Origin of the sequence: Paucilactobacillus nenjiangensis, assembly GCF_005405445.1 — a bacterium.
Classification (GTDB): Bacteria; Bacillota; Bacilli; order Lactobacillales; family Lactobacillaceae; genus Paucilactobacillus; species Paucilactobacillus nenjiangensis.
On record NZ_BJEB01000001.1, the window covers coordinates 42,250 to 67,518 of the forward strand.

34 protein-coding genes are annotated in these 25,269 nt (G+C 40.3%); 33 read left to right on the forward strand and 1 reads right to left on the reverse strand.

Annotated features, from left to right (window positions below; all coding sequences use genetic code 11):
• Nucleotides 1–59 precede the first annotated feature (59 nt).
• The 3 genes from FFM59_RS00220 (at nucleotide 60) to rpoC (ending at nucleotide 8,205) form a co-directional block, all read left to right on the forward strand.
• Complete coding sequence (locus FFM59_RS00220; RefSeq protein ID WP_137601056.1) at nucleotides 60–659, forward strand: TetR/AcrR family transcriptional regulator; 600 nt, start codon at nucleotides 60–62, stop codon at nucleotides 657–659.
• A gap of 240 nt (nucleotides 660–899) precedes the next feature.
• Nucleotides 900–4,514 carry a DNA-directed RNA polymerase subunit beta gene (gene rpoB, locus FFM59_RS00225; RefSeq protein WP_137601057.1) on the forward strand — a complete coding sequence of 1,205 codons (3,615 nt, stop codon included), beginning with the start codon at nucleotides 900–902 and terminating at the stop codon, nucleotides 4,512–4,514.
• 43 nt (nucleotides 4,515–4,557) lie between these two features.
• Nucleotides 4,558–8,205: a DNA-directed RNA polymerase subunit beta' gene (gene rpoC, locus FFM59_RS00230; RefSeq protein WP_137601058.1), complete on the forward strand. Its 3,648-nt coding sequence runs from the start codon at nucleotides 4,558–4,560 to the stop codon at nucleotides 8,203–8,205.
• 65 nt (nucleotides 8,206–8,270) lie between these two features.
• Here the strand turns inward: rpoC and FFM59_RS00235 are convergent, their stop codons facing one another.
• Nucleotides 8,271–8,954, reverse strand: a complete 684-nt coding sequence (locus FFM59_RS00235; protein ID WP_137601059.1) for a prepilin peptidase — start codon at nucleotides 8,952–8,954, stop codon at nucleotides 8,271–8,273.
• A gap of 281 nt (nucleotides 8,955–9,235) precedes the next feature.
• On the opposite strand from FFM59_RS00235, the gene rpsL reads away from it, so the two are divergent.
• The 30 genes from rpsL to rpsK all read left to right on the forward strand — a co-directional run bounded on the left by rpsL (nucleotide 9,236) and on the right by rpsK (nucleotide 25,217).
• Nucleotides 9,236–9,649 (forward strand): 30S ribosomal protein S12, encoded by a 414-nt coding sequence (gene rpsL / locus FFM59_RS00240; protein WP_057889778.1) that lies wholly within the window; start codon nucleotides 9,236–9,238, stop codon nucleotides 9,647–9,649.
• 14 nt (nucleotides 9,650–9,663) lie between these two features.
• Nucleotides 9,664–10,134, forward strand: coding sequence for a 30S ribosomal protein S7 (rpsG, locus tag FFM59_RS00245; protein WP_137601060.1), 471 nt, complete (start codon nucleotides 9,664–9,666; stop codon nucleotides 10,132–10,134).
• A gap of 127 nt (nucleotides 10,135–10,261) precedes the next feature.
• Entirely contained in the window at nucleotides 10,262–12,358 is a 2,097-nt protein-coding gene (gene fusA / locus FFM59_RS00250; RefSeq protein ID WP_137601061.1) for an elongation factor G, read from the forward strand.
• A 325-nt stretch (nucleotides 12,359–12,683) separates the two neighbouring features.
• A complete protein-coding gene (gene rpsJ, locus FFM59_RS00255; protein WP_137601062.1) occupies nucleotides 12,684–12,992 on the forward strand; it encodes a 30S ribosomal protein S10 in 309 nt (102 codons plus the stop codon).
• Nucleotides 12,993–13,027: 35 nt separating this feature from the next.
• Complete coding sequence (rplC, locus tag FFM59_RS00260; RefSeq protein ID WP_137601063.1) at nucleotides 13,028–13,693, forward strand: 50S ribosomal protein L3; 666 nt, start codon at nucleotides 13,028–13,030, stop codon at nucleotides 13,691–13,693.
• 18 nt (nucleotides 13,694–13,711) lie between these two features.
• On the forward strand, nucleotides 13,712–14,338 hold the full coding sequence (rplD, locus tag FFM59_RS00265; protein WP_137601064.1) for a 50S ribosomal protein L4: 627 nt from the start codon (nucleotides 13,712–13,714) through the stop codon (nucleotides 14,336–14,338).
• A complete protein-coding gene (rplW, locus tag FFM59_RS00270) occupies nucleotides 14,338–14,625 on the forward strand; it encodes a 50S ribosomal protein L23 (RefSeq protein ID WP_057889772.1) in 288 nt (95 codons plus the stop codon). The genes rplD and rplW overlap by 1 nt, the downstream gene beginning before the upstream one ends.
• Before the next feature lie 28 nt (nucleotides 14,626–14,653).
• Nucleotides 14,654–15,499, forward strand: a complete 846-nt coding sequence (gene rplB, locus FFM59_RS00275) for a 50S ribosomal protein L2 (RefSeq protein ID WP_137601065.1) — start codon at nucleotides 14,654–14,656, stop codon at nucleotides 15,497–15,499.
• 42 nt (nucleotides 15,500–15,541) lie between these two features.
• Entirely contained in the window at nucleotides 15,542–15,823 is a 282-nt protein-coding gene (gene rpsS, locus FFM59_RS00280; protein WP_137601066.1) for a 30S ribosomal protein S19, read from the forward strand.
• A gap of 16 nt (nucleotides 15,824–15,839) precedes the next feature.
• A complete protein-coding gene (rplV, locus tag FFM59_RS00285) occupies nucleotides 15,840–16,187 on the forward strand; it encodes a 50S ribosomal protein L22 (RefSeq protein ID WP_137601067.1) in 348 nt (115 codons plus the stop codon).
• A 12-nt stretch (nucleotides 16,188–16,199) separates the two neighbouring features.
• Nucleotides 16,200–16,871, forward strand: coding sequence for a 30S ribosomal protein S3 (gene rpsC, locus FFM59_RS00290; RefSeq protein WP_137601068.1), 672 nt, complete (start codon nucleotides 16,200–16,202; stop codon nucleotides 16,869–16,871).
• A gap of 2 nt (nucleotides 16,872–16,873) precedes the next feature.
• On the forward strand, nucleotides 16,874–17,308 hold the full coding sequence (rplP, locus tag FFM59_RS00295) for a 50S ribosomal protein L16 (RefSeq protein ID WP_137601069.1): 435 nt from the start codon (nucleotides 16,874–16,876) through the stop codon (nucleotides 17,306–17,308).
• Nucleotides 17,298–17,504, forward strand: coding sequence for a 50S ribosomal protein L29 (rpmC, locus tag FFM59_RS00300; RefSeq protein ID WP_137601070.1), 207 nt, complete (start codon nucleotides 17,298–17,300; stop codon nucleotides 17,502–17,504). The genes rplP and rpmC overlap by 11 nt, the downstream gene beginning before the upstream one ends.
• Nucleotides 17,505–17,527: 23 nt before the next feature.
• Complete coding sequence (rpsQ, locus tag FFM59_RS00305) at nucleotides 17,528–17,794, forward strand: 30S ribosomal protein S17 (protein ID WP_137601071.1); 267 nt, start codon at nucleotides 17,528–17,530, stop codon at nucleotides 17,792–17,794.
• A 52-nt stretch (nucleotides 17,795–17,846) separates the two neighbouring features.
• Nucleotides 17,847–18,215 carry a 50S ribosomal protein L14 gene (gene rplN, locus FFM59_RS00310; RefSeq protein ID WP_057778631.1) on the forward strand — a complete coding sequence of 123 codons (369 nt, stop codon included), beginning with the start codon at nucleotides 17,847–17,849 and terminating at the stop codon, nucleotides 18,213–18,215.
• Between the two features lie 33 nt (nucleotides 18,216–18,248).
• Nucleotides 18,249–18,557 (forward strand): 50S ribosomal protein L24, encoded by a 309-nt coding sequence (rplX, locus tag FFM59_RS00315; protein ID WP_137601072.1) that lies wholly within the window; start codon nucleotides 18,249–18,251, stop codon nucleotides 18,555–18,557.
• Nucleotides 18,558–18,585: 28 nt separating this feature from the next.
• Nucleotides 18,586–19,128, forward strand: a complete 543-nt coding sequence (rplE, locus tag FFM59_RS00320) for a 50S ribosomal protein L5 (RefSeq protein ID WP_137601073.1) — start codon at nucleotides 18,586–18,588, stop codon at nucleotides 19,126–19,128.
• An 18-nt stretch (nucleotides 19,129–19,146) separates the two neighbouring features.
• Nucleotides 19,147–19,332, forward strand: a complete 186-nt coding sequence (locus tag FFM59_RS00325; RefSeq protein ID WP_057778624.1) for a type Z 30S ribosomal protein S14 — start codon at nucleotides 19,147–19,149, stop codon at nucleotides 19,330–19,332.
• A 34-nt stretch (nucleotides 19,333–19,366) separates the two neighbouring features.
• On the forward strand, nucleotides 19,367–19,765 hold the full coding sequence (gene rpsH, locus FFM59_RS00330; RefSeq protein WP_137601074.1) for a 30S ribosomal protein S8: 399 nt from the start codon (nucleotides 19,367–19,369) through the stop codon (nucleotides 19,763–19,765).
• 28 nt (nucleotides 19,766–19,793) lie between these two features.
• Nucleotides 19,794–20,330 (forward strand): 50S ribosomal protein L6, encoded by a 537-nt coding sequence (gene rplF, locus FFM59_RS00335; RefSeq protein ID WP_137601075.1) that lies wholly within the window; start codon nucleotides 19,794–19,796, stop codon nucleotides 20,328–20,330.
• A 38-nt stretch (nucleotides 20,331–20,368) separates the two neighbouring features.
• A complete protein-coding gene (rplR, locus tag FFM59_RS00340) occupies nucleotides 20,369–20,725 on the forward strand; it encodes a 50S ribosomal protein L18 (protein ID WP_137601076.1) in 357 nt (118 codons plus the stop codon).
• A 20-nt stretch (nucleotides 20,726–20,745) separates the two neighbouring features.
• Nucleotides 20,746–21,246, forward strand: coding sequence for a 30S ribosomal protein S5 (gene rpsE, locus FFM59_RS00345; RefSeq protein WP_137601077.1), 501 nt, complete (start codon nucleotides 20,746–20,748; stop codon nucleotides 21,244–21,246).
• A 13-nt stretch (nucleotides 21,247–21,259) separates the two neighbouring features.
• Nucleotides 21,260–21,442 (forward strand): 50S ribosomal protein L30, encoded by a 183-nt coding sequence (gene rpmD, locus FFM59_RS00350; RefSeq protein ID WP_137601078.1) that lies wholly within the window; start codon nucleotides 21,260–21,262, stop codon nucleotides 21,440–21,442.
• A 31-nt stretch (nucleotides 21,443–21,473) separates the two neighbouring features.
• Nucleotides 21,474–21,908: a 50S ribosomal protein L15 gene (rplO, locus tag FFM59_RS00355; protein WP_137601079.1), complete on the forward strand. Its 435-nt coding sequence runs from the start codon at nucleotides 21,474–21,476 to the stop codon at nucleotides 21,906–21,908.
• Nucleotides 21,908–23,206 (forward strand): preprotein translocase subunit SecY, encoded by a 1,299-nt coding sequence (secY, locus tag FFM59_RS00360; RefSeq protein WP_137601080.1) that lies wholly within the window; start codon nucleotides 21,908–21,910, stop codon nucleotides 23,204–23,206. The genes rplO and secY overlap by 1 nt, the downstream gene beginning before the upstream one ends.
• 37 nt (nucleotides 23,207–23,243) lie before the next feature.
• On the forward strand, nucleotides 23,244–23,894 hold the full coding sequence (locus FFM59_RS00365) for an adenylate kinase (RefSeq protein ID WP_174795629.1): 651 nt from the start codon (nucleotides 23,244–23,246) through the stop codon (nucleotides 23,892–23,894).
• 130 nt (nucleotides 23,895–24,024) lie between these two features.
• A complete protein-coding gene (gene infA / locus FFM59_RS00370) occupies nucleotides 24,025–24,243 on the forward strand; it encodes a translation initiation factor IF-1 (RefSeq protein ID WP_041092824.1) in 219 nt (72 codons plus the stop codon).
• Nucleotides 24,244–24,285: 42 nt separating this feature from the next.
• Nucleotides 24,286–24,405: a 50S ribosomal protein L36 gene (rpmJ, locus tag FFM59_RS00375; protein ID WP_010621648.1), complete on the forward strand. Its 120-nt coding sequence runs from the start codon at nucleotides 24,286–24,288 to the stop codon at nucleotides 24,403–24,405.
• 30 nt (nucleotides 24,406–24,435) lie between these two features.
• A complete protein-coding gene (gene rpsM / locus FFM59_RS00380) occupies nucleotides 24,436–24,801 on the forward strand; it encodes a 30S ribosomal protein S13 (protein ID WP_137601082.1) in 366 nt (121 codons plus the stop codon).
• Nucleotides 24,802–24,827: 26 nt separating this feature from the next.
• A complete protein-coding gene (rpsK, locus tag FFM59_RS00385) occupies nucleotides 24,828–25,217 on the forward strand; it encodes a 30S ribosomal protein S11 (protein ID WP_137601083.1) in 390 nt (129 codons plus the stop codon).
• Nucleotides 25,218–25,269 lie beyond the last annotated feature (52 nt).

Genomic DNA, 25,269 nt, shown 5'->3' on the forward strand with positions numbered 1-25,269 from the left:
TCTAACTTTCCGTTTTGTGTCATATCTTGTACGTTAAATCAAAAGATTGGAGCAATACAATGGTTCAGGAGCAATCAAGAAGTGAAAAAACACGCGAACTAATCATTAACTCAGCCCGCAAAGTATTCCTGGAAAAGGGATATGCCGAAACTTCAACGCGTAATATCGCTGATGTTGCTGGCATTACACAACCTGCAATGTATCATCATTTTAATGATAAAGAAGCAGTTTATTTGGAAGTCGTTAACCGTGTCGGAAAAGACGTCCGTGAGGTAATTGGACAAGGCGTTTTAAAACCTCGTTTACAACCCCTTAACCGACTTGATGAGATTACTAAGAACATTTTTGATATTCATCCAAAGGGTGTTGGCATTTTTATTCACGAAAGTTATGCGCACCTATCACCAGCAGGGCAACGGAAACTGGGGATGCTTTATCGGATGTATTATCTTGATCCATTGACTGGCTACTTTAATTTACCCGAAGTTAACCTAAGAAAAGAAGTTTTACCTGATGAAGCTGCTGACATTCTAATTTCTAGTTTGAATGCCATGTTTAGTAGTTTTTACCGTGTTGGTGGTTCATCAATTTCAAGCCGTGATAAGGGTAAGTTATCCTTAAAATTAGTATTATTTGGAATTGCAGAAGAACAAGATTAATTGTAAGCAAAACGGTTGACATTTAACAGGAATGCAGTAAAATTGAATTTGTATATATTTGTGAGTCCATTTGAGCAACATGATCTATTGTCCATGTTGCGCTTCATAATAGAACCCAAAAGCAACAGTGGTTGTTTTTGGATTTTTTTGTGCTTAAAAACGTTGCTGAGGTGCATTTGTAACCAAAATGTAACATTTGAAGGATGGATTCTGTCAATCAAAAACAGAGAGGTGAACAGCTTGGCCGGACATTTAGTTAAGTACGGAAAACATCGTACTCGTCGTAGTTACTCACGGATCAAAGAAGTTCTAGATTTACCTAACTTGATCGAGATTCAATCTGATTCTTATCAATGGTTCCTAGATGAAGGTCTGCGAGAGATGTTTGATGACATCATGCCTATTGATGATTTCCAAGGAAACTTATCATTAGAGTTTGTTGATTATCAATTATTAGAACCAAAGTATACAGTGGATGAGGCGCGTGAACATGATGCAAACTACTCAGCTCCATTGCATGTCACACTTCGTTTGACGAACCACGAAACTGGCGAAATCAAATCTCAAGATGTTTTCTTTGGTGATTTTCCATTAATGACGAACCAAGGTACTTTCATTATTAATGGTGCTGAACGTGTTATCGTTTCTCAATTGGTTCGTTCACCAGGGGTTTACTTTAGTGAAGAAGCTGACAAGAACGGTCGCCCTAGTTTCGGCGCAACATTTATTCCAAACCGTGGTGCATGGTTGGAATATGAAACTGATGCTAAGGACGTTTCTTATGTTCGTATCGATAGAACTCGTAAAGTTCCATTGACAGAACTAGTTCGTGCTTTAGGATTTGGTTCTGATGATGAAATTATCGATATGTTTGGTAACAATGATTCACTTTCATTGACCCTAGATAAAGATATTCACAAGAATAATGAAGATTCACGTGTTGAAGAAGCCTTGAAAGATGTTTACGAACGTCTTCGTCCAGGTGAACCTAAGACTGCTGATTCTTCACGTAGTTTGTTGACGGCTCGTTTCTTCGATCCAAAACGCTACGACATGGCTCCAGTTGGTCGTTACAAGACTAACAAGAAGCTTAATTTGAAGACTCGTTTATTAAATCAAACTTTGGCAGAAACATTAGCTGATCCAGAAACTGGTGAAGTTATTGCTCAAAAGGGTGACGTGATTACAAAAGAAGTAATGAAAGATTTAGGCGAATACCTTGATCGTGAAGACTTCAAGACCATCACATACACACCTTCAGAACAAGCTGTTGTGACTGACCCAGTTATCTTACAAAAGATTATGGTCTTTTCTAAGAATGATCCTGAACGTGAAGTTCCTATCATTGGTAACGGTCATATTGATCTTAAATATAAGCACATTGTGCCTGCAGATATCTTGGCTTCAATGAACTACTTCTTTGATTTACAAGAAGGTATTGGAAACACCGATGATATTGATCACTTGGGTAACCGTCGTATTCGTTCAGTTGGTGAATTACTACAAAACCAATTCCGGATTGGCCTTTCACGGATGGAACGTGTGGTTCGCGAACGGATGTCAATCCAAGATCGTGAAACAGTTACACCTCAACAATTGATTAATATTCGTCCCGTTGTGGCTTCAATCAAAGAATTCTTTGGTTCATCACAACTTTCACAATTCATGGATCAAACCAATCCTTTGGGTGAATTGACGCATAAACGTCGTTTGTCTGCCCTTGGACCTGGTGGTTTGACTCGTGATCGTGCCGGATATGAAGTTCGAGATGTTCACTATACCCATTATGGTCGTATGTGTCCTATTGAAACTCCTGAAGGTCCTAATATTGGATTGATCAATAGTCTTTCAAGTTACGCTCGTGTCAACCGTTATGGATTTATTGAAACTCCATACCGTCGTGTGTCATGGGATACTCATAAGGTTACTGAAAAAATCGATTATTTGACTGCCGACGAAGAAGATAATTACGTTATTGCTCAAGCTAACTCGAAGTTGAATGATGATGGTTCATTTGTTGACGATACAGTTATGGCTCGTGCTCAATCAGAGAACTTGGAAACTGGTATCGAAAACCTTGATTACATGGACGTTTCACCTAAACAAGTTGTGGCCGTTGCCACTGCATGTATTCCTTTCTTGGAAAATGATGATTCTAACCGTGCTTTGATGGGTGCCAATATGCAACGTCAAGCTGTTCCTTTGCTTGACCCTCATTCACCACTTGTTGGTACTGGTATCGAATACGATGCTGCTCATGATTCTGGCGTTGCTTTAATTGCCAAAAATGATGGTGTAGTTGAATACGTTGATGCTCGTGAAATTCGTGTTCGCCGTGAAGATGGCGCACTTGATAACTACAAATTAATGAAATTCCACCGTTCAAATGGTGGTAAGAACTACAACCAACGTCCAATTGTTAAATTAGGCGACAAGGTTGAATCAAACGAAATTCTTGCTGATGGTCCTTCAATGGAACAAGGTGAATTAGCACTTGGTCAAAACCCAATTGTTGCATTCATGACTTGGCAAGGCTATAACTTCGAAGATGCCATCGCTATTAATGAACGACTTGTTCGTGATGATGTTTACACTTCAATTCATATCGAATCATATGAATCAGAAGCTCGTGACACTAAACTCGGACCTGAAGAAATGACTCGTGAAATTCCTAACGTCGGTGAAGATTCACTCAAGGATCTTGATGACAAAGGTATTATCCGTGTTGGTGCTGAAGTTCATGATGGTGACATCTTAGTTGGTAAGGTTACTCCTAAGGGTGTAACAGAATTATCAGCTGAAGAACGTTTGCTACACGCTATCTTTGGTGAAAAATCACGTGAAGTTCGTGATACATCACTTAAGGTTCCTCATGGTGGAGAAGGTATCGTCCAAGACGTTCAAATCTTTACTCGTGAAAATGGTGATGAATTGTCACCAGGTGTTAACATGATGGTTCGTGTCTTCATCGCCCAAAAGCGTAAGCTTCAAGTTGGTGATAAGATGGCCGGACGTCATGGTAACAAAGGTACTGTTTCCGTTGTGATCCCTCAAGAAGATATGCCATACATGCCAGATGGTACTCCAATCGACATTATGTTGAGCCCCATGGGTGTGCCTTCACGTATGAATATCGGACAAGTTATCGAATTGCATTTAGGTATGGCTGCTAAAGAACTTGGCATTCACGTTGCAACACCAGTTTTCGATGGTGCAACTGATGACGATGTTTGGGCTGCTGTGCGTGAAGCCGGTTTACCAGCTGATGGTAAGACTGTCTTATATGATGGTCGGACTGGTGAAGCATTTGATAACCGAATTGCTGTTGGTGTCATGCATTATATGAAACTTGCCCACATGGTTGATGATAAGATCCATGCTCGTTCAATTGGACCTTACTCATTAGTTACTCAACAACCACTTGGTGGTAAAGCACAATTTGGTGGACAGCGTTTTGGTGAAATGGAAGTCTGGGCTCTTGAAGCTTATGGTGCTGCTTATACCCTTCAAGAAATCTTGACTTACAAATCCGATGATGTTGTTGGTCGTGTTAAGACATACGAAGCAATCGTTAAGGGTGAACCAATTCCAAAGCCAGGTGTTCCAGAGTCATTCCGTGTTCTCGTTAAGGAATTACAAGCACTTGGACTAGATATGAAGGTTCTTGATTCAGAAGATGAAGAAATTGAACTTCGCGATATGGATGATGAAGGCGACGACGTTGTAAACGTTGATGCTCTAAGTAAGTTTGCTGCTCAACAAGAACAACAAGCGCAAGAACAAACCGGAGCCACAGAAACTGCGTCAACAACCGTTGACCAAGTTGCATCTCCAAAAGAAACTCAACAAGATTAATTTCATTTAAAAACTGTAGAATTAAAATAAGGAGGATCATCCTTTGATTGACGTTAATAACTTTGAAAGCATGCAAATCGGTCTGGCATCTCCAGATAAGGTTCGTAGCTGGTCATTTGGTGAAGTTAAAAAGCCAGAAACCATCAACTACCGTACTTTAAAGCCAGAAAAAGATGGATTGTTTGACGAACGTATCTTTGGACCAACAAAAGACTGGGAATGTGCCTGTGGTAAGTACAAACGGATCCGTTATAAGGGTGTTGTTTGTGATCGCTGTGGGGTTGAAGTTACTCGCTCTAAAGTTCGTCGTGAACGTATGGGTCACATCGAATTAGCTGCACCAGTAACTCACATCTGGTACTTCAAGGGTATCCCAAGTCGTATGGGTCTTGTCTTAGACATGAGCCCACGTTCATTGGAAGAAATTATCTATTTCGCTTCATACGTTGTTATCAACGGTGGAGATACACCAATGGAACCAAAACAACTTCTTTCTGAAGCTGATTATCGTGAAAAGAAACTTGAGTATGGTAATCGTTTCACTGCCCTAATGGGTGCAGAAGCAATTAAGCAGTTGCTTGAAAATGTTGATCTTGAAAAAGAAGCCGATGAATTAAAAGAAGAATTGAAAGATGCTTCTGGCCAAAAACGGACTCGTGCAGTTCGTCGTTTGGACATTTTGGAAGCCTTCATCAAATCAGGTAATCGTCCGGACTGGATGGTAATGGACGTTGTGCCAGTTATGCCTCCAGATCTTCGCCCGATGGTTCAACTTGAAGGTGGCCGTTTTGCTACTTCAGATTTGAATGATTTATATCGCCGTGTTATCAACCGTAACAACCGTTTGAAACGCTTGTTAGATTTGAATGCTCCTGGAATCATTGTTCAAAATGAAAAGCGGATGCTTCAAGAAGCCGTTGATGCTTTAATTGATAATGGTCGTCGTGGCCGTCCAGTTGCTGGACCAGGTAACCGTCCATTGAAGTCACTTTCTCACTTACTTAAAGGTAAGCAAGGACGTTTCCGTCAAAACTTACTTGGTAAGCGTGTCGATTATTCTGGCCGTTCAGTTATCGATGTTGGTCCATCACTTAAGATGAGCCAAATGGGATTACCTGTTCAAATGGCAATGGAATTGTTTAAACCATTTATCATGAAGGAACTTGTTTCTCGTGAATTGGCTTCAAACATCAAAAATGCTAAGCGCAAGATTGATCGCCAAGACAATGACGTATATGACGTTCTTGAAGACGTAATTAAGGAACATCCGGTTCTGTTGAACCGTGCCCCTACATTGCACCGTTTGGGAATTCAAGCTTTTGAACCAGTTTTGGTTTCTGGAAAAGCTATGCGTTTGCATCCTCTTGTGTGTGAAGCTTACAATGCCGATTTTGATGGTGACCAAATGGCTATCCATTTACCACTTTCAGATGAAGCTCAAGCTGAAGCACGTTTGTTGATGCTTGCTGCTGGTCATATTCTTTCACCTCGTGATGGTCAACCAGTGGTTACACCTTCACAAGATATGGTTATTGGTAACTATTACTTGACGACAGAAGAAGCTGGTCGTGAAGGTGAGGGTATGGTCTTCACTGACATTAACGAAGCTCGGACTGCTTATCAAAATGGTTATGTCCATCTTCACTCACGTGTTGGTGTGTCAACAGCATCAATGCCAAAGAAACCATTTACGCCAGAACAACGCGGTAAAGTGTTAATCACAACTGTTGGTAAGTTGATTTTTAATGATATTCTTCCTGAAGGATTGACATATTTGAACGAACCAACTAGTGAAAACTTAACAGAAGGTGTGGCTGATGCAGACTTCTTGAACCCTGGGGAAGATTTGAAAGCTCGTCTTGCTGAAACTCCACTTGTACCACCTTTCCGTAAAGGCTTCTTGTCAGATATCATTGCCGAAGTTTACAAGCAATATAAAGTAACAGCTACATCATTACTCTTGGACCGTATGAAGGATTTGGGTTACTACGAATCAACCATTTCTGGAATTACCGTTGGTAGTGCTGATGTGCCTGTTCTGAAAGAAAAACCTGAAATTATCGATAAGGCTCATAAAGAAGTTGCTACAATTACGAAGCAATTCCGTCGTGGTTTGATTACTGATGACGAACGTTATGAACGTGTTATCGGTGTATGGAACAACGCTAAGGATGAAGTTCAACAAAAATTGATTGATGATATGGATCTCCATAACCCAATCAACATGATGAGTGATTCCGGTGCCCGTGGTAACATCTCAAACTTTACACAACTTGCTGGTATGCGTGGCTTGATGGCTGCGCCTAATGGTAAGATTATGGAATTGCCAATCCTTTCTAACTTCCGTGAAGGACTAAACGTTTTGGAAATGTTTATTTCTACTCATGGGGCTCGTAAAGGGATGACCGATACTGCCTTGAAGACTGCCAACTCAGGTTACTTAACTCGTCGTCTAGTTGATGTGGCTCAAGATGTTATCGTTCGTGAAGCAGACTGTCATACTGATCGTGGACTTGATGTTACTGCCATTACTGACGGTAACGAAATGATTGAACCATTGTACGACCGGATTCTTGGCCGTTACACAATCAAATCAGTTAAGAATCCTGAAACGGGTGAAGTACTGATTGGCCGCGATGAAATGATTGATGAAGGTGTTGCACAAGCAATTATCGATGCTGGTGTTACTAAGGTAACCATTCGCTCTGCATTTACTTGTAACACTAAACATGGTGTCTGCGAACGTTGTTATGGACGTAATGCTGCTACTGGTGATCGGGTTGAAGCAGGGGAAGCTGTTGGTACAGTTGCCGCTCAATCAATCGGTGAACCAGGTACTCAATTGACTATGCGTAACTTCCATACCGGTGGTGTGGCTGGTAACGAAGATATTACTCAAGGACTTCCACGTATTCAAGAAATTGTTGAATCACGTAATCCTAAAGGTAAAGCTGAAATTACTGAAGTTACTGGGACTGTTGAATCAATCGAAGAAAATCCTGCAGAACGTACTAAGGATGTTACTGTCAAAGGTGAAACTGATACAAGAACGTATACATTACCAATTACGTCTCGTATGAGAGTTGCTGAAGGCGACTATATTCATCGTGGTGCTCCATTGAATGATGGTGCCATCGATCCTAAGGAATTACTCCAAGTTCGTGATGTTCTTTCAACTGAAACTTACTTGCTGAGTGAAATCCAAAAGGTTTATCGTATGCAAGGTATTGAAATCTTGGACAAGCACGTTGAAATCATGATTCGTCAAATGATCCGTAAGGTTCGTGTCATGGATCCAGGTGACACTGATGTCTTGCCAGGTGCTTTGATGGATATCAATGATTTCCGTGATGAAAACTACAAGACCCTTGTTGCTGGGGGAGTTCCCGCAACTGGTCGTCCTGTTATCCTTGGTATTACTAAGGCTGCCTTGGAAACTAATAGTTTCCTTTCAGCTGCGTCATTCCAAGAAACAACACGTGTATTGACTGATGCTGCTATTCGCGGTAAGCATGATCCACTTGTTGGACTTAAGGAAAATGTTATTATTGGTAAGATTATCCCTGCCGGTACTGGTATGGGTGAATACCGTAATATCAAGCCTAAGTCTGTTAAAGTCGGAGCTACTGACGGCGTATACTCAATCAAATCAACAAGTGAAGTTGAACAAGAATTGAATAACAAAAACTAGAGTGTAGCTCAATTTGAGACACAAACTAGTAAAGGACACTATCGCAACTTGCGGTAGTGTCCTTTTTACATATAGTAGAAGATTTGCGTCACAATTAAGAAACCGAGACTTAAAAAAGGGACGAACGGAATTCGTGATTGATGCCGAGTTAATAAGATGGTGAATAGTGCGAGTAAAGACGAGATACAAATAATCCACATCGTTTGTTCAAAGCCGAGTAAAATTTCAAAGATTAAAATTAATTCAATATCGCCCGAGCCTAACCCGTTAGTTAAATGGGCGAGTAAGAGTAAAAACAATAAGGTTGTAATCATCACACAACCCAGTTGCCATTCCCAACGCTTAGCCGATTCAAAAATGAAAATACCAGGTAAGAGTCCCAATAATCCGGTGGAATAAAAAAATTGGTGTGACAAATCAGTTAAACTAATGAATAATAAAAATCCATAGAATAAAATAAAACAAATGAGTTGTAAAGGATGATTGAGCGGTGCATGTAAGGCAATCAAACCAATAATTAATTCCACGCATGTTGATATGGGTGAAATGTGATGATGACAATTTTTGCAGTGTCCTAGTTGAAACAGGTAACCAAAAATAGGGATTAATTGCCAATATCGTAATTGAACCTGGCAATTGTCGCAGCGGGAACGTGGATAAAGAATTGAAACGTGTTTGGGAATTCGGTCCGCACACAAAGTGATGAATGAGGCTAGAACTGTACCGTACAAAAATGCTATAATTGACATTGTCGAAATCTCCTTTATAGTTAATAAGTACGCTACTGGAGTCAAATTAAATTAATTTAAAAAAGTTAGTTGAAATTAGCTTGATGTGCGTTGACATAGATAAAAACACATGCTATTCTTGTAAAGGTGCTTTTTCACAACACAGTTATTCTGTCGACTGACAGTTTTCACTGTCGTCGAAAAGAATCACAAATGAAAACACGATCCTTGTGTCATTTTTTTATAAGAAAAAATGAACCACCTGGATGTGTGGACTTAAAATTCGGAAGGGGAACATTTTAATGCCTACTATTAACCAATTAGTACGTAAGGGACGTAAGTCTCAAACATCAAAGTCAAAAGCTCCTGCTTTGAGCTTTGGTTACAACAGCTACAAAAAAGCAGCTATTGTTAATCCATCACCACAAAAACGAGGAGTTGCTACTCGTGTCGGAACTATGACACCTAAGAAGCCTAACTCTGCTTTACGTAAGTACGCCCGTGTGCGTCTTTCAAACTTAATCGAAGTTACTGCTTATATTCCAGGTATCGGACACAACTTACAAGAACATAGTGTTGTTTTGATTCGTGGAGGCCGTGTTAAGGATTTACCAGGGGTTCGTTACCATATCGTCCGTGGTACATTAGATACTGCCGGTGTTGATGAACGTCGTCAAAGTCGTTCTAAATACGGAACAAAGAAACCAAAGGCTTAGGAGGAAGTTAGTTAATGCCACGTAAAGGTCATGTACAAAAACCAGAAGTTTTACCAGATCCAATGTACAACTCAAAGCTAGTTACCAGCTTAATCAACCGTTTGATGATTGATGGTAAGCGCGGAACTGCTTCAAAAATTATTTATTCAGCATTTGATATGATTAAGGAAGAAACTGGAAACAACCCCGTTGAAGTTTTCGAACAAGCAATGGAAAATGTTATGCCAGTTCTTGAAGTTAAGGCTCGCCGTGTTGGTGGATCTAACTATCAAGTTCCGATTGAAGTTCGTCCAGATCGTCGTACGACACTTGGTCTTCGTTGGATTGCTCAATACTCACGTTCACGTGGGGAACATACTATGACAGAACGTCTTGCACGTGAAATCATGGATGCAGCTAACGAAACTGGTGCTTCAGTTAAGAAACGTGAAGACACTCATAAAATGGCTGATGCCAACCGTGCATTCGCACATTATCGTTGGTAAGATTCAAAGTTATCAGCTGACGCTGGTAATCCCTTTTAAAAGTGGCTGTTATATGTGTTCATATAGGAGTCACTTTTTTTCAGAAGTTAACTAATTATTTAAAAATTGGAAGGAGACACATTTTCAGATGGCAAACACACGCGAATTTCCACTTGAAATGACTCGTAACATCGGTATCATGGCTCATATTGATGCCGGTAAAACTACTACTACAGAACGTATCTTGTACTATACTGGTAAAATCCATAAAATTGGTGAAACTCATGATGGAGCTTCACAAATGGATTGGATGGCCCAAGAACAAGAACGTGGGATCACAATCACATCAGCTGCTACCACAGCTGCATGGAAAGATCACCGTATTAACATTATCGATACTCCCGGACACGTGGATTTCACTATTGAAGTTGAACGTTCACTTCGTGTTCTTGATGGTGCCGTTGCTGTGCTTGATGCACAAGCCGGTGTTGAACCTCAAACTGAAACAGTTTGGCGTCAAGCATCAGAATACAATGTTCCACGTATCGTCTTTGCTAACAAGATGGATAAGATGGGTGCAAACTTCGATTTCTCAGTTGAAACAATTGGGGATCGTTTGCAAGCTAACGCTTTACCTATCCAAATGCCAATCGGTGCCGAAGATGATTTCCGCGGTATCATTGACTTAGTTGAAATGAAGGCTGACTTGTATCATGGTGACGATGGTTCTGAATGGGATACAGTTGATATTCCTGAAGAATTTGCTGCAGAAGCAAAAAAACGTCGCGACGCTATGATTGAAAAATTAGCTGACGTTGATGATGATATTATGGAAAAATACCTTGGCGGAGAAGAAGTACCAAAGGCAGAAATTAAAGCTGCTATCCGTAAAGGAACTTTGGACTTATCATTATTCCCAGTTCTTGCTGGTTCTGCCTTCAAGAATAAGGGTGTTCAAATGATGTTGGATGCCGTTGTTGACTATCTTCCATCACCATTGGATGTTCGTCCATACAACGCCACTGACCCAGATACTGGTGAAAACGTTGAACTTGAAGCTGATGATAACAAGCCATTTGCTGCTTTAGCTTTCAAGATTGCAACTGATCCATTCGTTGGTCGTTTAACATTTATCCGTGTTTATACTGGTACACTTGAATCAGGTTCATATGTTTTGAACTCAACTAAGGGCAAACGTGAACGTGTTGGTCGTTTGCTCCAAATGCATTCAAATCACCGTCAAGAAATTCCAGAAGTATTCTCAGGTGATATCGCTGCTGCGATTGGCTTGAAGAATACCACTACTGGTGATTCATTAACTGATCCAAATCATCCATTGAAGCTAGAATCTATGGAATTCCCAGATCCAGTTATCCAAGTTGCCGTTGAACCTAAATCAAAGGCTGACCAAGATAAGATGGATGTTGCTTTACAAAAGCTTGCTGAAGAAGATCCTTCATTCAAGGCTGAAACTAATCCTGAAACTGGTGAAACATTAATCGCCGGAATGGGTGAATTGCACTTGGATATCATCATCGATCGTATGAGACGTGAATTTAACGTTGAAGCTACTGTTGGTGCTCCTCAAGTTGCTTATCGTGAAGCCTTTACTAAACAAACATCTGCCCAAGGTAAGTTTGTTCGCCAATCTGGTGGTAAAGGTCAATATGGGGATGTTTGGATTGAATTTACTCCAAACGAAGAAGGTGCCGGATTTGAATTCGAAGATGCTATCGTTGGTGGGGTTGTTCCTCGTGAATATATTCCTTCAGTTGAACAAGGCCTTCGTGAATCACTTGAAAATGGTGTGCTTGCCGGTTACCCATTGGTTGACTTGAAAGCCAAACTTTATGATGGTAGTTATCATGATGTCGATTCATCTGAAGCTTCATTTAAGGTTGCCGCTTCATTAGCATTGCGTAACGCTGCTAAGAATGCTGGTGCAGTTATCCTTGAACCAATCATGAAGGTTGATATCGTTATCCCTGAAGAATACATGGGTGATATCATGGGACAAGTTACTGCACGTCGTGGACGCATTGATGGTATGGAAGAACGTGGAAATGCACAACAAGTTCATTCATATGTTCCTCTATCAGAAATGTTCGGCTATGCAACTACACTTCGTTCAGCATCACAAGGTCGTGGTGTCTTCACAATGACATTTGATCATTACGAAGCAGTTCCTAAGTCAGTTCAAGAAGAAATCATCAAGAAAAATGGTGGTTCAAACATTAAAGAATAATTCTTAACATGTTTAAAAATCTCAAAATTTGATTAATTTCAGATTTTGAGATTTTTTTGTCGATTTTTCGCAAAATACTGTAACAAAAATGTAATGAAAATATTTGGATAATTTGCATAAAATGCTTGTACTCGCCCGTAAATTCTAGTATTATAGATAAGTACTTGAGCTTTCGAAGGGGTGAATGTTACTCCCGGGTGGGTTCAAGACATGAAGAGCGGTGATGTGAAAGATTGCGACACACCCGGACGCTTTGCCACAGGATGTGGCGGTAACTTTCACGGAGCTAGTCAAATTTTTAAAAATTGACGAAGGAGGGAACAAAATGGCAAACCAAAAGATTCGTATTCGTTTGAAGGCTTATGAACATCGTATTTTAGACCAGTCTGCTGACAAGATTGTCGAGACTGCGAAACGTACAGGTGCATCAATTTCAGGTCCGATTCCGCTACCAACGGAACGTACTTTATACACGGTGCTCCGTTCACCACATAAGCATAAGGATTCACGTGAACAATTTGAAATGCGTACTCACAAGCGTTTGATTGACATCGTAAATCCAACACCTAAGACAGTTGATTCATTAATGAAACTCGACTTGCCTAGTGGTGTAGATATCGAAATCAAGCTTTAATCTAGAAAAAATTACAAAATATTGGAGGTGTACTCATGACCAAAGGAATCTTAGGAAAAAAAGTCGGTATGACACAAGTATTTACTGAATCTGGTGAATTAGTGCCTGTCACTGTTGTGGACGTCACACCTAACGTTGTTTTACAACTTAAAACAGTTGAAAATGATGGTTACAATGCCGTTCAATTAGGATTCGACGATAAACGCGAATTCTTAAGCAACAAACCCGAACAAGGTCATGTAGCAAAAGCAAAAACTACTCCTAAGCGCTTCATTAGTGAAATACGAGACGCTGAATTAGGAGAGGACATTACAGTCGGTGGCGAAATCAACGCTTCATTATTTGAAGCTGGTGAAGCCGTTGACGTAACTGGAACCACAAAGGGACACGGTTATCAAGGTAACATCCATAAGGATGGCCAACAACGTGGACCTATGTCTCATGGTTCTCGTTATCATCGTCGTCCAGGTTCACTCGGTGCTGTTATTAACCGTGTGTTCAAGGGTAAAGCACTACCAGGTCGCATGGGTGGAAACACTGTTACAATGCAAAACCTTAAGATCGTTCGTGCTGATACAGACAACAATGTATTGTTAATTAAGGGGAATGTTCCTGGCGCTAACAAGTCATACGTTACAATTACAAATTCAGTTAAAGCTTTCACTAAGAAAAATCTTAGCAAGCAAGCAAACAAAGCTTAAGGAAGGAGGAACTAGGTAATGACAACAAGCGTTGCATTATATAAACAAGATGGTAAAGAAAACGGTTCAGTTGATTTGAATGCTGATGTGTTCGGTATCGAACCAAACGAAAGTGTTGTTTTCGACGCAATTCTACGTCAACGTGCTTCATTACGCCAAGGTACACATGCGGTTAAAAATCGTAGTGCTGTCCGCGGTGGTGGTAAGAAGCCATGGCGTCAAAAAGGAACTGGTCGTGCTCGTCAAGGATCAATCCGTTCACCACAATGGCGTGGCGGTGGTATCGTCTTCGGACCTACACCACGTTCATACAGCTACAAGTTACCTCAAAAGGTTCGTCAGTTAGCTATGAAGTCAGTACTTTCACAGAAAGTTATTGATAACGGCCTCGTCGTCGTTGATTCATTGAAGCTTGACGCTCCTAAGACAAAAGACTTTGCAGCTGTTCTAAACAACTTAAAAGTTTCTGAAAAAACTTTATTAGTACTTGATGAAAGCAGTGAAAATGTTGAATTATCTGCACGTAACTTACCAAACGTTACAGTAGTTAGTGCATCTGGTGTCAACATTTTAAATGTAGTTAATAACACTAAGTTAGTAATTACTCAAGCAGCTCTTTCTCAAGTAGAGGAGGTACTCGCATAATGGAAGCACGCGAAATTATTTTACGTCCAGTGATTACCGAAGCATCAATGGCAACAATGGATGATAAGCGCTACACATTCGATGTTGATGTACGAGCTACCAAGACACAAGTTAAAAAAGCTATTGAAGAAATCTTCGAAGTTAAAGTTGTGCAAGTTAACATCATGAATGTTCGCGGTAAGTTAAAGCGCCAAGGTCGTTACGCCGGTTATACTAAAAAGCGTCGTAAGGCAATTGTTACTTTATCTGCCGATTCAAAAGAAATTAAATTATTCAACGAAGAATAATTAATAATTAAGATAGGAGGAAAAAATAGTGGGAATTCGTAAATACAAACCAACCACTAATGGTCGACGTAATATGACTGGTTCTGACTTTGAAGAAATTACAAAGACAACTCCAGAAAAATCATTATTGTCACCATTGAGCCACACCGCTGGTCGTAACAGTTATGGTAAAATTACTGTTCGTCATCGTGGTGGTGGTACAAAGCGCCAATATCGTGTTATTGATTTCAAACGTATCAAAGACAACGTTCCAGCAACCGTTAAGGCAATCGAATATGATCCTAACCGTACAGCAAATATTGCATTGTTAGTATATGCTGATGGTATCAAGTCATACATCATTGCTCCTAAGGGATTAGAAGTTGGCATGCAAGTTCAATCTGGACCTGATGCTGATATCAAAGTTGGTAACTCATTACCATTGTCAAACATTCCTGTTGGTACTGTGGTACACAACATCGAATTAAAACCAGGTAAAGGTGGTCAACTTGCTCGTTCAGCAGGTGCCTCAGCTCAATTACTTGGTAAGGAAGGTAAGTACGTCCTTGTACGTTTATCTTCAGCTGAAGTTCGTATGGTTCTTGCAACTTGTCGTGCCACTGTCGGTTCTGTTGGTAATGAACAACATGAATTGATTAACATTGGTAAGGCCGGTCGTAAGCGTTACTCTGGTCAACGTCCTCATGTTCGTGGATCTGTAATGAACCCTAACGATCATCCACACGGTGGTGGTGAAGGTAAAGCTCCAGTTGGTCGTCCATCACCTCTATCACCATGGGGTAAGAAAACTGCTGGTAAGAAGACACGTTCACACAACGCGCGTTCAAGCAAGTTTATCGTTCGTGGTCGCAAACGTGGTCCACATACTCGTTAATAAGTTATTGATAACTAAACGTCCGAGAGGAGGATACAAACAATGGGTCGTAGTTTAAAAAAGGGACCTTTTGCTGATGCTCATCTTTTAAAGAAAGTTGAAGCTCAAGCTGATTCTGAAAAGAAAACGGTCATCAAGACATGGTCTCGTCGCTCAACAATTTTCCCTAGTTTTATTGGGTTAACATTTGCTGTATATGATGGTCGCAAGCACGTACCAGTTTATGTTCAAGAAGACATGGTTGGACACAAGCTCGGAGAATTTGTACCAACCCGTACTTATCGTGGACATGGTACTGACGATAAGAAGACGGGTAAAAAATAAAGGAGGGTGAATTAATATGGCAGAACAAATTACATCAGCTAAAGCTGTTGCACGTACTGTTCGTGTGTCAGCACGTAAAGTTAGTTTAGTACTTGATACTATTCGTGGCAAAAGCGTCGCTGAAGCATTTGCAATTTTGAAGTTCACTCCTCGTGGTGCCGCTTCAGATATTGAAAAAGTTTTAAAATCTGCTGTTGCAAACGCTGAAAATAACTTTGATTTAGATCGCGAATCATTGGTTGTTAGCGAAACATTTGCAAACGAAGGTCCAACGCTCAAGCGTTTCCGTCCTCGTGCAAAGGGTTCAGCTTCACCAATTAATAAGCGTACAAGTCACATTACAGTGGTTGTATCAGAAAAATAGGAGGAACAGCTAGTGGGTCAAAAGATTAATCCAACGGGTTTCCGTGTTGGTGTCATTCACGATTGGCAAGCCAAATGGTATGCTGAAAAAGAATTCGCCACATATCTAAATGAAGATTTAAAAATCCGCAAATATATCACTAAACGACTTGCAGAAGCCTCTGTTTCAACCGTTGAAATTGAACGTGCCGCAAATCGCGTTAACGTTTCAATTCATACTGCCAAGCCAGGAATGGTTATTGGTAAGGGTGGTGCAGAAGTTGAAGCACTTCGTAAAGAATTAAACAATCTTACAGGTAAGAGAGTTCACATTAACATTGTTGAAATCAAAAAACCTGATTTGGATGCTCACCTTGTCGGTGAAAGTATTGCTCGTCAATTAGAAGCACGTGTTGCTTTCCGTCGCGCTATGCGTGGAGCAATGCAACGTAGTATGCGTTCTGGTGCCAAGGGTATTAAAACCCAAGTTGCTGGTCGTTTAAACGGTGCTGATATGTCACGTGTTGAATCATATTCAGAAGGAACTGTTCCTTTGCACACATTGCGTGCTGATATTGATTATTCATGGGACGAAGCAATGACAACATACGGTAAATTAGGTGTTAAAACTTGGATTTACCGTGGGGAAATTCTCCCTGAAAAGAAAGGCGTTAACAAAAACGCTGCAGAGCAAGGAGGGAAATAAACATGCTAGTACCAAAACGAGTAAAGCATCGTCGTGAACATCGTGGACATATGCGTGGTGAAGCCAAGGGTGGCAAGTCAGTTACTTTCGGTGATTACGGTTTACAAGCTTTAGATTCACATTGGATCTCAAACCGTCAAATCGAAGCTGCACGTATCGCTATGACACGTTACATGAAACGTGGTGGGAAAGTTTGGATTAAAATTTTCCCTCACAAATCTTACACTGCTAAAGGTGTAGGTGTTCGTATGGGTAATGGTAAGGGTGCTCCTGAAGGATGGGTAGCTCCAGTTAAACGTAGTACTGTAATGTTTGAAGTTGGTGGCGTTTCTGAAGAAACAGCCCGTGAAGCATTACGTTTGGCAGGCCACAAGTTGCCAGTACGCGTTAAGATCGTAAAACGTGAGGAAGTAGGTGGCGAAACAAATGAAGACTAAGAATTTTGTCCAAGAACTTAATGGACTAACCACTGCTGAAATGCTTGTAAAAGAAAAAGAATTGAAAGATCAATTGTTTAACTTGCGTTTCCAACTTGCCACAGGCCAATTGGAAAACACTGCAAGTCTCAAGCAAGTTCGTAAGGACATTGCACGAGTAAAAACAGTTCTTCGTCAACAAGAATTGAACAAATAGAATACGAAAAGGAGGACTAACGCATGAGTGAAGAACGTAATGCTCGTAAAACATATCAAGGTCGCGTTGTTTCAGATAAGATGGATAAGACAATTACTGTTGTTATCGAAACATATAAAAGTGATCCAGTTTACGGTAAGCGTGTGAAGTATTCAAAGAAATTCTATGCGCATGATGAAAATAATGAAGCTAGTACCGGTGATATTGTTAAGATTATGGAAACACGACCTTTGTCCGCTAAAAAGCGTTTCCGTCTCTTATCGATTGTCGAAAAAGCAGTTATTATCTAAATCAACACTGAAATTCGTATTCTGATATGAAGATGGAAGGAGGACACTAACCGTGATTCAACAAGAAAGTCGGTTGAAAGTTGCCGATAACTCAGGTGCCCGCGAAATTTTGGTAATCAAAATTTTAGGTGGCTCACGTGTCAAAACAGGTAACATTGGTGACATTATCGTTGCTACTGTAAAACAAGCAACACCAGGTGGCGTTGTCAAAAAGGGAGACGTTGTTAAAGCTGTTGTCGTTCGTACAAAAGCTGGTCTTCGTCGTAACGACGGTTCATACATCAAGTTTGATGAAAATGCAGCCGTACTTATTAAAGATGACAAGAGTCCCCAAGGAACACGTATCTTTGGACCAATCGCACGTGAACTACGTGATGATGACTTCATGAAGATCGTTTCATTGGCTCCTGAAGTGTTGTAAACTCATCTAATTAATAAGGAGGTGCACATCACAATGTTTGTAAAAACTGGTGATAAAGTCCGCGTCATTGCAGGTAAAGATAAAGGCAAAGAAGGAACTATTAAAGAACTCTTTGTCAAAGACAACCGTGTAATCGTCGAAGGCATTAATATGATTAAGAAACATCAAAAACCAAGTAACGCATATCCACAAGGTGGAATGATCGACAAGGAAGCTCCAATTAATGCATCAAATGTGATGCTTATTGATCCTTCAAACAACGAACCTACTCGTGTAGGCTACTCAGTTGTTGATGGTAAAAAAGTTCGAGTTTCTAAAAAATCTGGTCAAGCTATCGATTAATTCTTAAAGAAAGGAGGACCAACTTTTCATGGTAAACCGTTTGAAGGAAAAATACGTTAATGAAATTACCCCTTCATTAATTGAAAAATTCAACTACAGTTCAGTAATGCAAACACCTAAGATCGACAAGATCGTTCTTAACATGGGTGTTGGTGATGCAACTACAAACGCAAAGAACTTGGATGAAGCCGTTGCAGAACTTAGCTTAATCTCTGGTCAAAAACCTTTGATTACAAAAGCTAAGAAATCAATCGCCGGATTCCGTCTTCGTGAAGGTATGTCAATCGGTGCTAAGGTCACATTACGTGGCGAACGCATGTATGACTTCCTTGACAAACTAATTAATGTTTCACTTCCTCGTGTTCGTGATTTCCGTGGTGTCAGCAACAAAGCGTTTGACGGCCGTGGTAACTACACACTTGGTGTACGTGAACAACTAATTTTCCCAGAAATCAACTTTGATAATGTTAATCGTGTTCGCGGATTGGATATTGTTATTGTAACAACTGCTCAATCTGACGAAGAATCACGTGAACTTTTGGCACAACTAGGTATGCCATTTGCTAAATAAATAAGGAGGTTCCACACATTGGCAAAAAAATCTCAAATTGCTAAGAACAAGCGTCCAGCTAAGTATTCAACACAAGCTTACACACGTTGTGAACGTTGTGGTCGTCCACATTCTGTTTATCAAAAATTCCATTTATGCCGAATTTGCTTGCGTGAACTTGCCCATAAGGGACAAATTCCTGGTATGAAAAAGGCCAGCTGGTAAAAATAAAACACAAACAGAAGGAGGATAAACTTCGATGTCAATGACTGATCCTATTGCAGATTTCTTAACTCGTATTCGTAATGCCAACATGGTACACCACGAATCACTTGAAGTTCCTGCATCTAAAATTAAAAAAGACATTGCTGAAATCTTGAAAAATGAAGGTTTCGTTCGCGATGTTGAATATATCGAAGATGATAAGCAAGGTATTATTCGTGTATTCTTGAAGTATGGTAAGAATAACGAACGCGTTATCACTGGATTGAAACGTATCTCTAAACCAGGTTTACGTTCATACGTTAAATCAGATTCTGTTCCTAAGGTTCTTAACGGACTTGGAATTGCAATCATCTCAACATCAGAAGGTGTTGTTACAGATAAAGAAGCTCGCGCCAAGAAAATTGGTGGAGAAGTTATCGCTTATATTTGGTAAAAAGTCTATTAAGTAAGGAGGTGCACAAATGAGTCGTATTGGTTATAAAACTATTGAATTGCCAGCCGGTGTTGAAGTTAAACGCGACGGTGATATCGTTAGTGTTAAAGGACCTAAGGGAGAATTAAGTCGTACTGTTTCATCAATCATTCCTATGACTGTTGAAGGTAACGAAGTTAAGTTCACTCGTCCAGATGATAACAACAAAACTCGTGCTATCCACGGTACTACACGTGCCAATGTGAATAACATGGTTGAAGGTGTTGTTAATGGTTTCTCAAAAACATTGAAGTTAGTCGGTGTTGGTTATCGTGCACAATTGCAAGGTAAAAAGTTAACATTGGCTGTGGGTTACTCACATCCAGTTGATTTTGATACACCTGAAGGATTGTCACTTGAAGTTCCTGACAACACTACAATTAAAATCGCAGGTATCGACAAGCAAGCCGTTGGAGACTTCGCTGCTGAAGTACGTGCAATTCGTTCACCTGAACCATATAAGGGTAAAGGTATTCGTTACGAAGATGAAATCGTTCGTCGTAAGGAAGGTAAGACTGGTAAATAGTCTTAGCTAGAAAAATTAAAATAAAGAGGTAAATTGTTGTGATTTCTAAACCAGACAAGAATCAAACCCGCCAACACCGTCATATGCGTGTTCGTGGTAAAATTTCTGGTACTGCTGAGCGCCCACGCTTAAATGTATACCGTTCAAATAAAAACATCTACGCTCAATTAATTGATGACGTAGCGGGTGTGACGCTAGCAAGTGCCTCAACAATCGATAAAGAAGTTAGTGGTGACACTAAATCTGACCAAGCCGCTTCAGTTGGTGCTTTAATTGCCAAACGCGGTACTGAAAAGAAGATTTCAGACGTAGTATTTGATCGTGGTGGATATTTATATCATGGTCGTGTTCAAGCCTTGGCTGAAGCTGCGCGTGAAAACGGACTTAAATTCTAAAAGAAGGAGGAAGACCCGTAATGGAATTCATTGATCCAGCAAAATTAGATCTTGAAGATAATGTAGTTGCAATCAACCGTATCACAAAGGTTGTTAAAGGTGGTCGTCGTCTTCGTTTCTCTGCTCTTGTAGTAGTTGGAGACAAACACGGAATTGTTGGCTTTGGTACTGGTAAAGCTCAAGAAGTACCTGAAGCAATTCGTAAAGCAATCGAAGCCGCTAAAAAGAACTTGATCAAAGTTCCTATTGTTGGCACAACATTGCCACACGAAATTATTGGTGTTTACGGTGGTGGACGTATCTTATTGAAGCCAGCCGTTGAAGGTTCTGGAGTTGCCGCTGGTGGTGCCGTTCGTTCCGTGATGGAACTTGCAGGTATCGCTGATGTTACTTCAAAACGTCTTGGTTCAAACACACCAGTTAACGTTATTCGTGCAACATTCGAAGGACTTAGAGGTCTTAAGAATGCCGAAGAAGTTTCAGCATTACGTGGTGTTTCACTCGAACACTTAGCGAAATAGGAGGACAATTATAATGGCTCAAGTAAAAATTACGTTAGTTCGTAGTGCCACTCATCGTCTTCCAGCTCAACGTGCAATCGTTAAGTCACTGGGGTTGGGACGCGTAAATAGCTCTGTTATCAAACCTGATAACGCAGCAACTCGTGGCGCTATTTTTAAAATTGCGCACTTGATTTCTATCGAAGAAGTTAAGTAATAACTATTAAACAAAGGAGGTGCCTATAGTAATGAAGTTACATGAATTAAAACCTACTGAAGGTTCACGTGGCGTTCGTAACCGTCTTGGACGCGGAACATCATCTGGTAACGGTAAGACTGCAGGCCGTGGCCAAAAAGGTCAAAAGGCTCGTGGAAAGACTCGTGTTGGATTTGAAGGGGGCCAAATGCCTCTTTACCGTCGTATTCCAAAACGTGGATTTACTAACATTAGCCGCAAGGAATATGCACTCGTTAACTTGTCAACTCTTGATCAATTTGATGATGGTGCAGAAATTACACCAGCATTGTTAGTTGAATCAGGTGCTGTAAGTAAAGAAAAGAATGGCATTAAAATTCTAGGAAACGGTCAATTGTCTAAAAAGCTTACAGTTAAAGCAAGCAAGTTCTCTGCTTCAGCTGTTGCAGCAATTGAAGCCGCAGGTGGTAAAACTGAGGTGATCTAATGTTCACAACTATCATGAATTCATTCAAAGTAAAAGAAATCAGAGGTAAGATTTTATTTACTTTGTTTGTTTTGATTGTGTATCGACTTGGTTCATTTATCACCGTTCCTGGGGTAAATGCAGCCGCATTAACACAAATTTCATCAACTGGGCTTGCTTCAATCTTGAACACGTTTAGTGGTGGTGGTTTGCAAAACTACTCATTGTTCGCAATGGGTGTTTCTCCATACATCACCGCACAAATCGTGGTTCAACTCTTACAAATGGATATTGTTCCGAAATTTGTTGAGTGGAGCAAGCAAGGTGAAGTCGGACGAAGAAAACTAAATCAAGCAACGCGTTGGTTGACTATTGTACTTGGCTTCGTTCAATCAATCGGGATTACCGCCGGATTTAACTCCCTCAGTACTCTCAAATTGGTTGAAAATCCAAATACACAAACTTACTTAACAATTGGTTTGATTTTAACAGCCGGAACTATGCTTGCCACATGGATGGGTGATATGATCACTGAACGAGGACTTGGTAATGGAGTTTCCATGCTAATCTTTGCTGGTATCATTGCTCAAATGCCATCAGCCATCAAACAATTGTGGAACGATCAAATTACTGGTGTTTCTGGAAACGACTTATGGATGGGAATTGGTTTTATTGCGTTAGTCGTTGTTGCAATCTTGGTCGTTGTTACATTTGTTACTTGGGTTCAACAGGCAGAACGCCGACTACCAATCCAATATACACGTCGTACCACCGTCGCTCTTGAAAGTAGTTACTTACCATTAAAGATTAACGTGGCCGGAGTTATCCCAGTTATTTTCGCTGGTTCATTTATTTCGACACCACAGACCATCTTGATGGCATTCCAACAAAATCATAGTGGTGATACTTGGTACCAAGTTATGACTAACATCTTTAGTATGCAAACCACAGCTGGTAGCTCGTTGTATATTTTCTTGATTGTTGTCTTTACATTCTTCTATGCCTTCGTTCAGGTTAATCCTGAAAAGTTGTCAGAGAGTTTGCAAAAACAAGGCAGTTATATTCCTGGGGTTTGGCCCGGTAAAGGTACCCAAGATTATATTTCTTCATTGTTGATGCGTTTGAGTACGGTCGGAGCATTATTCTTAGGATTTGTTTCCTTAATTCCACTTGTTGCTAGCAACGTTTGGAACCTGAGCCAATCAATTGGTTTAGGTGGTACGAGTCTTTTGATTGTTGTTCAAATCGCCTTAGATGTTATCAAACAACTTAACGGTTTAATGATGAAACGAGAATATATTGGATTTATCCATGATTAATTATTTAGCTTGCTAGGAGGATTTGAGAATGAGTACAATGAATCTCATTTTAATGGGACTCCCTGGTGCCGGTAAAGGCACCCAGGCAGATAAAATTATTAAAGAGTTTGATATTCCACATATTTCGACTGGTGACATTTTCCGTGCCGCTATGAAAAACGAAACCCCTATGGGATTGAAGGCTAAAGGTTTTATTGACAAAGGTGAATTGGTTCCTGATGAAGTTACCAATGGCATTGTCAAAGAACGATTAGCTGAAGATGACACAAAGGACGGATTCATGCTTGACGGATTTCCTCGTAACTTGGTTCAAGCCAATGCCTTGGATGAAATGTTAGCTGAATCTGATCGTCAATTAGACGCAGTAATCAATATTGACGTTAAACCAGATGTCTTAGTTGATCGTTTGTCTGGTCGCTTCTTGTGTAGAAACTGTGGCGCTGCATATCACAAACTGTACCATATGCCTAAGGTTGAAGGTACTTGTGATGTCTGTGGTGCTCATGATTTCTATCAACGTGATGATGACAAACCTGAAACTGTTAAAAACCGTCTGTCAGTTAACATTGAAATGAATACTCCACTTGTTGATTTTTATGACAAGAAAGGTGTTCTTCATACCATTAACGGTGATCAAGATATTGAAGTTGTCTATCAAGCTGTTCAAAAAGTATTGACTGCTATCTAGTAAAGCTGTCATTCTTGCGTTGCACATATTCGTGTGTTAAACTATTCAAGGTTTATGCGTAAAAATGGTAGTGGATTTCGGTCCGCTATTTTGTGTTGATATTTATTTTACAGCAAGGAGGAACTATTTCTTGGCAAAAGACGACGTTATTGAAATTGAAGGTAAGGTTACGGAAACTTTACCTAACGCTATGTTTAAAGTAGAACTAGAAAACGGTCATGAAATTTTGGCTCATGTTTCTGGTAAAATTCGTATGCATTACATTAAGATTTTACCTGGCGACAGAGTGCAAGTTGAAATGTCTCCATATGACCTATCAAAGGGTCGTATTACATTCCGCTTTAAATAGAGCAGTGTTTTTTATATTTGAACTTTCTAGGAGGTCATTCAAATGAAAGTAAGACCATCAGTTAAGCCAATGTGCGAACACTGTAAAGTGATCAAACGTAATGGCCGTGTTATGGTAATTTGCTCAGCAAATCCAAAGCACAAACAACGACAAGGAAAATAATTTTTTAAATTAGAAACGGAGGTGTACTTAATGGCTCGTTTTGCAGGTATCGATTTACCACGTGACAAGCGTATCGTAATCGGTTTGACATACATTTTTGGAATTGGTGACACTACTGCACAAAAAATCTTAGCAAACGCTGGCGTTTCAGAAGATATTCGTGTTCGTGATTTAACTCCAGACCAAGAAGATAAGATTCGTGTTGAAGTTGATTCATTAAAGGTTGAAGGGGATCTTCGTCGTGAAGTCTCACTTAACATCAAGTCACTTCAAGAAATTGGTTCATACCGTGGTATGCGTCATCGTCGTGGATTGCCCGTTCGTGGACAACACACAAAAAATAACGCCCGTACTCGTAAGGGTAAGGCAGTTACTATCGCCGGTAAGAAGAAGTAATTAATTAAGTAAGGAGGTAAGATATCTTGGCTACAAAAAAAGGTACGCGTAAGCGTCGAGTAAAAAAGAATATTGAATCTGGTGTGGCTCACATCCATTCAACATTTAACAATACATTAGTTATGATTACTGATACGCAAGGAAACGCCGTTGCTTGGTCTTCAGCTGGTTCTTTAGGTTTCAAAGGTAGTCGTAAATCAACACCTTTTGCTGCTCAAATGGCCGCAGAAGCTGCTGGTAAAGCATCAATGGAACACGGTATGAAGACTGTTGAAGTTGCTGTTAAAGGACCTGGTTCAGGCCGTGAAGCTGCAATTCGTGCACTTCAAGCTACTGGACTAGAAGTTAGCGCCATTCGTGACGTTACTCCAGTTCCTCATAATGGTTCTCGTCCTCCAAAGCGTCGTCGTGTTTAATTTAATGCATTTTGGTGACGTGTTAACTTCACTAATTGTACATGTACTATTT